Genomic DNA, 7,175 nt, shown 5'->3' with positions numbered 1-7,175 from the left:
CTGTTGCTGCCCATTGGGCATGAGTTCAAATCGGTAGGCTTGGAGACGTTGCATGGGTTTAGTATAATTGAAACAGAAAAGAGTGCAGGAAAATGGTGTCCTTCGGACCCTGTGCTATCCATCCCCAGCATGAATGATGGGGCTTTCCGCACTTAATGGTAATTAGTGTAGCCGCGCCATAACCGCGGCTACAATTTTGTCGCAACGCTCTCCGTCAAATGCAAACACATCACCATACGCGGCTTCAATTTCCCGTGACAGGGCTTCTTGCATCAGTTGTCTTGCCCGAAAAAACCGGGTACGTACCGTTGCCTCGGGAACCTCCAGTAAAGCAGCCACTTCCGTAGACGGGATTTCTTCAATCGCCCTTAATATAAATACCAGGCGCAGCAAGGGGGGGAGGGTATCCAGCTTTTGCTCGATCAGGTGGCGGATTTCTGTTTGCAAAACCTGGTGCTCAGGTTCGGAATGGTGGGTGACTCTCATGGTGGCACCTTCAGCAATATCGGTTGGACTAATGTTTTCATGAAGATCAATCACATTATTCCATTGCCTGTTTTTACGAATGCGCCCCAACGACTCATTAATCACAATCCGGGTCAGCCAGGTGGAAAACAGGGCTTCAGCCCGAAAAGCGGCCAGATGCAAAAACGCATGGATATAAGCTTCCTGCAGGGCATCTTCGGCATCGGCATCCTGCTTCAGGATGCTACGCGCAACCCGGAACAGGCGTGGGTTATACCGTCGTACGAGAATCTCAAAGGCAGGCGTATTGCCTGCAATAATTTGAAAAACCAGGTCATTATCTGATGTTTCTGCAGAGGCTGTGCGTGGCATGTCCAGTGGCATAACGGTCTCCCGAAAGTGCTTTTCTCCTGTTATACCTGTATTTGATGCGTTTCACAAATAAAACGTTCTGTTATTCGTGCCAGGGGAAGTTGAAGCCATTTATGGCTGCGTGGGCCAATAATAGCTGTCGGGCAGGGCACGCGCACCAAAAATGGCCTGACCAACACGCACCACCGTGGCGCCTTCTTCTACCGCCATTTCATAATCGCCCGACATACCCATGGAGAGTTCGTGCAGCTGCACATTGGCGGGGGCATCTTGCTGCAAGCGGTCACGCAGATCGCGTAGCAGGCGGAAGCAGCCGCGTACCCGCTGCTCATTGTCTGACAGGCAGGCAAGTGTCATGAATCCTTTGACTTTCAGGCAATCAAAATTCGCCAGGGATTGAATGAAAGAAGCGGTTTCTTCAGGAGGAAGACCATATTTGCTGGCTTCACCCGAGGTATTGACCTGTACAAACACATTTAATGAGCGGCCTTCGGCCTGTAATCTGCGCTCAAGAGCCTGGGCAAGCCTGAGGCTATCCAGTGCCTGGAATTCTGCCGCGAACTTGGCTACAAATTTGGCCTTGTTGGTTTGCAGGTGGCCAATCACCGACCATTGCAAGTCAGCCAGCTCTGGCAGGGACTGCCATTTGTCAAAAGCTTCTTGCACCTTGTTTTCACCCAGAAAACGGCATCCTGCCTCATAGGCCAGCTGAATGCGTGCCTTGTCTACCGTTTTGCTAACGGGTAACAGGCGCACAGTATTAGCATCCCGACCAGCGCGATGGCAGGCAGCGGCAATTTTTTGCCTGACTGCAGCCAGCTTGCTTTTGAAGTCTTCAATGGTTAAGGCGGTGGGGTAGCGGTTTTCCTGGGGAGGGGTTGTCATGAGTGATTAAAAAATTAGCCTTGTATCTGGAAGTCAATCACGATCTCGCCAGGCTCACGGGCAACGTAGGCAATGGCAACCTGGTTACCAAAATGCGCCTCTATTTGCGCCAATAAGGGCAAGGGATCGTGATCATTGCAAAAGCGCATTGTCTCACCTGGGTGCAGGGCAGACAAGGCACCAAAAATAGCCGCGTGGCGAAAGCGTTTGGAAACGCCACGTGCATCGAATGGGTAAACATGTTGGTCAAACATGGGTAAAGAAGCGTCTTGGGTCATGATAGTTGAAATAAAGTAAATAAGTAAGTGTGAATAAGAGGATGGCAGGCGCAATGTACCGGGTGGTACAGGGAAAGTATTGCACCATGATTTAATTATAGATACGACTTTTTCCCGCAAGGGCAGGAACCATAATTGGTTTGTGGTTACTTGAGTAATTTACTATGGTATTATTGATGCAGGTTAAGAAAAAAAGGAAAGTGTGTGTTTTTTCATACAAAAAAGCGTGATGTGCGGGTAACTTTATGCCCTGAATAAAATTAAAAAAGCCTTGTTTTTTATTTGATTTTGGAAATAAGCCGGTTTTGAATAGGAATGTGGGTATATTTTTATCCACTTTAACTGTGGATAACCTTGCGTATAAGAAATGAGCAACTACCTTAAGTCTTGATCTGACAGGGAATTTTTGTCAACTGCTTATGAAATGATCATTGCTGTTTTGGGGTGATGAAGACGGAACCGGAAATATTTGCGGTAGCAAATTGTCAAGCAAGAACGCTTGAAAATAGAAAATATAGTTGAGAAAATAAAAGGCAGGGGCTTGCATTTTGTTTTAGAATTATGCTATAGTTTTATTCTTACTTACACAGCTATGTGTGAACAGGCAAATAAGTAACGTCGGGGCGTAGCGCAGCCTGGTAGCGCACTTGCATGGGGTGCAAGGGGTCGAAGGTTCGAATCCTTCCGTTCCGACCAATTCAATTAAATCAAGGACTTACGTGAAAACGGGAAGTCCTTTTTTTATGCCTGTTTTGATGCGGGGTAAATTTAGGGGTAAACTTGAAAAAACCTTACCCTAAAGCCTTATAAAATTTTGCACCAAGGGTTGTAAAACAACGCTGATTTGTTTGACGCTTTCCTGAGTCAGTTGCGTTAAGCCTTGGGCAAATACATTCTCCGGGTTCACCTGTACCCAAATGCTTACACCAAAAACCGTAAATAAACTCACCAGGACTGTTTCGTATCTACCGGAGCGCCACCAGCCTTTTTTTCCAAAACGAATTCGTTGCTGGGGATGAATCCAGGGAATCCCCATGGGGTTGGGAGCGTCGGCCAGAATATGGCTTAAGGCACCGGTTGCTGCGCCAATCATGGCAGCTCCTTCTAACCCTTTAATAGAAAACCCACAATACATTAAACCAACCCAAAACCAGGGCCAATGGGTGTAAGTGCGGTGCTTAATGAGCGAACCGGTTCGTACCCCTTTGCGGTAATAGGGAATTTCGAGCCAGTCGGGTAAGGAGGTGGAAGCAGCTGCTACGAGAGCACTTACCGTTTGTAAAAATACGTCCAGTCCTGCTATTTTTGCAATAGCCGCAGCGATAAATGCGGCACCAAGGCCAGTAAGCCTATGCCCTTTACCAGTCATTTAAAAACATCCAAGTAACTTAATGATGCTGCACGTTATACAGGCGCAGTAATAATTAATTATTAATATGTTAATGGTAATATATATTGCTTAAATTAATTGGGATTCCAGCATTTTTGTTTTTTATTTATGGCTGGCTACTTGTTCCCACGCGGGAGTGAACTGACCCCCTAAAGTTGGACAGTTCAGAGCATGGGAACGCGTACCCGCTAAGCCTGCACCACCATCAATTCATTCCAGTTAGTGGTATAGCCTTGGGTCTTCCTTTCTTGCCGCATAAACCAGTTGTCGTTGGCGTGAAGGCCAGTGGCGGCGATTTTCAGTGTGTTTTTGCCAAATTGGTGATTGATTAAATCCAGCGTGTTCATGATAATATGCTGTTTATTTATACAGTATATTTATAACATTTTTCTGCTGAAAAAGCAGTAACAGGGGTGGATATTTATGTGTGGCAGATATGCCTTGTTCAACACGCAGGGGCTGCAAAGCCAGTTTAAGCTTGAGTTTACAAGCCTTATGCCAGAACGCTACAACATTGCTCCCCAGCAAATAGCGCCGGTTATTAAACAGGAAAATGGCAGGCGAGTGCTAACGCATGCCATCTGGGGCCTGCGACCGTCATGGGCTACTGATGCCATGCCCAAACCCATCAATGCAAAAGTGGAAACCGTAGCCGAAAAACCGTTTTTCAGGAATGCCTGGAAACGTTCAAGAATCATTGTGCCAGCCAATGGGTATTATGAATGGAAAGCGACCGCTTCAGGCAAGCAACCGTATTTCATTTATCCGGAAGCCGGCCTGTTTGGTTTTGCCGGGCTGTTGGAAGTGCATGAAGAAGTGCCAAATTTTACGATTATCACCACCAGTGCCAATGAATTGACCAAAGATATCCATGACCGCATGCCGGTGATTCTGCAGCCGGCAGATTATGCCGCCTGGCTTGATCCGGTTAATAATAACAAGTTGCAGCTACGCCAAATTGCCGGGCAGTATCTACCAGAAAAGATGCGTTTGCAAATGGCGCATAAGGCGGTGGGAAATGTGAGTAATGAGGGGGCGTTTTTGTTGGGTGGGTAATGATATTTATCTCTCATATTGAATACAAAAAAATGCCATTAAATTATTATGGCAGTTTTGGTAATACTTGGCAGACAGGAAAAGGATAACAATGATTGATTCAAATTTGCTCATTTATCAGACTGCTGATGGTGAAATCCGGTTGGATGTGCAACTTGAAGATGAAACGGTTTGGTTGTCGCAGGCTCAAATGGCCGAACTGTTCAATAAGGGGCGCAGCACTATTACCGAGCATATTTCAAATGTTTTTAAAGAGGGTGAATTGATAGAAGAAGAGGTGTGTCGGAATTTCCGACTAACCACTCAGCATGGTGCCATAGCGGGTAAAACCCAGTCTAATGAAGTTAAGTTTTATAATCTTGACGTTATTATTTCTGTAGGTTATCGCGTCAAGTCCGTGCAGGGGACGCGTTTCAGGATTTGGGCTACCCGGCAGCTCAGGGAGTTTATTACCAAGGGTTTTTTGCTTAACGATGAGCGTTTCAAAACAGGCGAGTCCATGACGTACTTCAGCCAGTTACAGGAACGTATTCGCGCAATACGTCTGTCTGAGCGTTTCTTTTATCAGAAGATCAAGGATATTTATACTACCAGTATTGATTATGATCCAGGTTTACCCGCTACTATTGCGTTTTTTGCGCAGGTGCAAAACAAACTGCTCTGGGCAATCAGCCAGCAAACAGCGGCAGAGTTGGTATATCGTCGTAGTGATGCCAACAAACCTTTAATGGGGATGTTGGCATTTGAGAAAAAGGGTGTAGTACCTAACAGGAAAGATGCCGCTATTGCTAAAAACTACCTGCAAGAAGATGAAATTAAATTGTTAGGGCTGCTGGTTGAGCAATACCTGGCATTTGCAGAAACGATGGCACAACAAAAAATACCCATGACTATGCAGGATTGGGTGGCACGCCTCGATAGCATTATTCAGTTAAATGGTCGTGACCTGTTGACGCATGCCGGTAAAATAAGTCAGGAAATTGCCCAGGAAAAAATGGCTATCGAATATGAGAAATTTAAGCAGGCACAGCGTTTGAGTCAAAGGGAAGACAGCCTGAAAGAACTGGAACAGGATTTAAAACGCCTGAGCTTGCTCAAACCTTGAGAGAAGATGAAGCCTTAAAAAGGAACAGACGAATGTATTACGGTGAACGGTTTAATAGTATTTCCCACCTGGCAGGGGCAGGGCTGGCGGCTGTTGGTGCAGTGCTGCTTATTGTGCTTGGCGCACAGGCTGGCGACCCTTGGAAAATTGTTGGCTTCAGCATTTATGGGGCCATGCTGCTTTTTTTATACCTGGCGTCCACGCTTTATCACAGCCTGCGCGGCAGGGCCAAGCGGATCTGGTGTAAATTTGATCATTGTTCCATCTACCTTCTAATTGCCGGCAGTTACACGCCTTTCGCCCTGGTCAGCCTGCGGGGTGCCTGGGGATGGACGTTGTTTGGGGTGGTGTGGGGGCTGGCCGTGCTGGGCATTGTCCAGGAAATCTGGCTGGCGCGCGGCAAACGGGTGTTTTCAATGCTGCTTTACGTGTTAATGGGTTGGCTGGCAATTATCGCGCTATTCCCGCTAATGGAGGCATTGGGCCGGGACGGCTTTTTATGGCTGCTGGCCGGTGGTGTGGCTTATACGGCGGGTATTTTATTCTATGCCAACGACAGTCGCTGGCGTCATGCGCATGGTATTTGGCATTTGTTTGTGCTGGCGGGCAGCGGTATTCATTATGTCACTATGTTGAGGTATGTGGCTTGATTTTTTCCTGTTGGCACGGAACAGTTGCGCTTAGTCAGGCCGCTTACTGCTTAATTCCGCATGCTTTCATAAAAGCTGTTGTGGTTGCGGTTGACCCGGATACGCCGATTGCTTCTGAGTAATTGTTATCGTTTCCAAGCATAATGCCAATGAGTATTTTGGATTTTGCGGCTTGAATTTGTTTGAGCGCTGTTACCGTTTCTTCTGGATAATCTTTGCCAAGGACGCTGGCGTGATAATAATGCTCATTTCTACGCCTCAAATTAGCAGAAAATCTAATTGGGGCTTCGTCATCCACTTTGAGAACTGGTGTTTGTCAAACAAGTTGTCCGATATCTTATGCAGCCAACCTTATATTTTCAGGTGGGATGTCGTGCTCCTTGGTCGGGTTAAGTCAGACTTCTTCAACCGGTTTCCAGTTACGGACAGAGCGGTTCTTCCATCGTTCAGGCTTGGCCTGCTTGGCGGCCTCATAAACGGCACTGCGGTGATTCAGAATGGCTTGCTCCAGACTGGCAAACGGCTTTGCGGGATAGGCCGGTGTATATTTGAGCGTTCGGAACAGGGCCTCGGAGTACGGATTATCATCGTTGACCGAAGGCCGACTGAATGACGGCACGACACCCAGCCGCTGCAAGGTCGCCAGCATGATAGCGTCTTTCATTGGACTACCATTGTCCGAGTGTAAAACTGCCCACGAAGAGCACTAGGCAGATAAGTGATATTCCACGACCAAACCTGATTGGGTGCCGTTGCGACCCAAGACCTGGGTTCAGCCAGCGGCCGGGGCGGCTGTGTGCGACCACAACGGTTAAGCTGTTCATGCGCCTTGAGCACCCGGTAAAAAGTAATGCTCCGCCCCATACCGTATTGACAGCTTAAAACTTGTTTTTACAGCTGCACTCGCCAAGGCAATAACTCGTCGACGCGATTAACCGGATAGTCGGCAATCACCGACAGCACATGACGCAGGT

The 7,175-nt window shown here is 47.3% G+C and carries 9 protein-coding genes, 1 tRNA gene and 1 pseudogene; 4 read left to right on the top strand and 7 right to left on the bottom strand.

Annotated features, from left to right (window positions below):
- Positions 1–162: 162 nt before the first annotated feature.
- The 3 genes from JHL22_RS15735 to JHL22_RS15725 all read right to left on the bottom strand — a co-directional run bounded on the left by JHL22_RS15735 (position 163) and on the right by JHL22_RS15725 (position 2,000).
- Complete coding sequence (locus JHL22_RS15735) at positions 163–849, bottom strand: RNA polymerase sigma factor (protein ID WP_200239546.1); 687 nt, start codon at positions 847–849, stop codon at positions 163–165.
- 99 nt (positions 850–948) lie between these two features.
- Positions 949–1,722, bottom strand: coding sequence for a YggS family pyridoxal phosphate-dependent enzyme (locus JHL22_RS15730; protein ID WP_200239543.1), 774 nt, complete (start codon positions 1,720–1,722; stop codon positions 949–951).
- Positions 1,723–1,736: 14 nt separating this feature from the next.
- On the bottom strand, positions 1,737–2,000 hold the full coding sequence (locus JHL22_RS15725) for a DUF2249 domain-containing protein (RefSeq protein WP_200239540.1): 264 nt from the start codon (positions 1,998–2,000) through the stop codon (positions 1,737–1,739).
- A 619-nt stretch (positions 2,001–2,619) separates the two neighbouring features.
- Between JHL22_RS15725 and JHL22_RS15720 the strand changes: the two genes are divergently transcribed.
- Positions 2,620–2,696: transfer RNA gene (locus tag JHL22_RS15720), tRNA-Pro, on the top strand.
- Between the two features lie 100 nt (positions 2,697–2,796).
- Here JHL22_RS15720 and JHL22_RS15715 read toward each other — a convergent pair.
- Complete coding sequence (locus tag JHL22_RS15715; protein ID WP_200239537.1) at positions 2,797–3,369, bottom strand: metal-dependent hydrolase; 573 nt, start codon at positions 3,367–3,369, stop codon at positions 2,797–2,799.
- A 209-nt stretch (positions 3,370–3,578) separates the two neighbouring features.
- Positions 3,579–3,737, bottom strand: a complete 159-nt coding sequence (locus JHL22_RS15710; protein WP_200239535.1) for a DUF4113 domain-containing protein — start codon at positions 3,735–3,737, stop codon at positions 3,579–3,581.
- 76 nt (positions 3,738–3,813) lie between these two features.
- Between JHL22_RS15710 and JHL22_RS15705 the strand changes: the two genes are divergently transcribed.
- From JHL22_RS15705 to trhA, 3 genes are all read left to right on the top strand, one after another.
- Positions 3,814–4,446: an SOS response-associated peptidase gene (locus JHL22_RS15705; RefSeq protein WP_200239532.1), complete on the top strand. Its 633-nt coding sequence runs from the start codon at positions 3,814–3,816 to the stop codon at positions 4,444–4,446.
- A gap of 91 nt (positions 4,447–4,537) precedes the next feature.
- On the top strand, positions 4,538–5,551 hold the full coding sequence (rhuM, locus tag JHL22_RS15700) for a RhuM family protein (protein ID WP_200239530.1): 1,014 nt from the start codon (positions 4,538–4,540) through the stop codon (positions 5,549–5,551).
- A 32-nt stretch (positions 5,552–5,583) separates the two neighbouring features.
- Positions 5,584–6,201 carry a PAQR family membrane homeostasis protein TrhA gene (trhA, locus tag JHL22_RS15695; protein ID WP_200239528.1) on the top strand — a complete coding sequence of 206 codons (618 nt, stop codon included), beginning with the start codon at positions 5,584–5,586 and terminating at the stop codon, positions 6,199–6,201.
- A gap of 43 nt (positions 6,202–6,244) precedes the next feature.
- Here the strand turns inward: trhA and JHL22_RS15690 are convergent, their stop codons facing one another.
- Both JHL22_RS15690 and JHL22_RS15685 read right to left on the bottom strand, forming a co-directional pair.
- Positions 6,245–6,499 carry a hypothetical protein gene (locus tag JHL22_RS15690; RefSeq protein WP_200239526.1) on the bottom strand — a complete coding sequence of 85 codons (255 nt, stop codon included), beginning with the start codon at positions 6,497–6,499 and terminating at the stop codon, positions 6,245–6,247.
- 96 nt (positions 6,500–6,595) lie between these two features.
- A pseudogene (locus tag JHL22_RS15685) lies at positions 6,596–7,050 on the bottom strand (transposase family protein); the annotation flags it as partial.
- Positions 7,051–7,175: the final 125 nt, after the last annotated feature.

The sequence above is a fragment of the Advenella mandrilli genome (assembly GCF_016595155.1).
GTDB classification, from domain to species: domain Bacteria; phylum Pseudomonadota; class Gammaproteobacteria; order Burkholderiales; family Burkholderiaceae_B; genus Advenella; species Advenella mandrilli.
The sequence above is the reverse complement of the archived record's forward strand: the minus strand, read 5'-3'. Positions and strand labels throughout refer to the sequence as shown.

What these genes read in the sequence shown, in the direction of transcription:
- JHL22_RS15730 (WP_200239543.1), bottom strand. Translation starts at nt 1,722, where the DNA reads ATGACAACCCCTCCCCAGGAAAACCGCTACCCCACCGCCTTAACCATT.
- trhA (WP_200239528.1), top strand. Translation starts at nt 5,584, where the DNA reads ATGTATTACGGTGAACGGTTTAATAGTATTTCCCACCTGGCAGGGGCA.
- JHL22_RS15715 (WP_200239537.1), bottom strand. Translation starts at nt 3,369, where the DNA reads ATGACTGGTAAAGGGCATAGGCTTACTGGCCTTGGTGCCGCATTTATC.
- JHL22_RS15705 (WP_200239532.1), top strand. Translation starts at nt 3,814, where the DNA reads ATGTGTGGCAGATATGCCTTGTTCAACACGCAGGGGCTGCAAAGCCAG.
- rhuM (WP_200239530.1), top strand. Translation starts at nt 4,538, where the DNA reads ATGATTGATTCAAATTTGCTCATTTATCAGACTGCTGATGGTGAAATC.
- JHL22_RS15710 (WP_200239535.1), bottom strand. Translation starts at nt 3,737, where the DNA reads ATGAACACGCTGGATTTAATCAATCACCAATTTGGCAAAAACACACTG.
- JHL22_RS15725 (WP_200239540.1), bottom strand. Translation starts at nt 2,000, where the DNA reads ATGACCCAAGACGCTTCTTTACCCATGTTTGACCAACATGTTTACCCA.
- JHL22_RS15735 (WP_200239546.1), bottom strand. Translation starts at nt 849, where the DNA reads ATGCCACTGGACATGCCACGCACAGCCTCTGCAGAAACATCAGATAAT.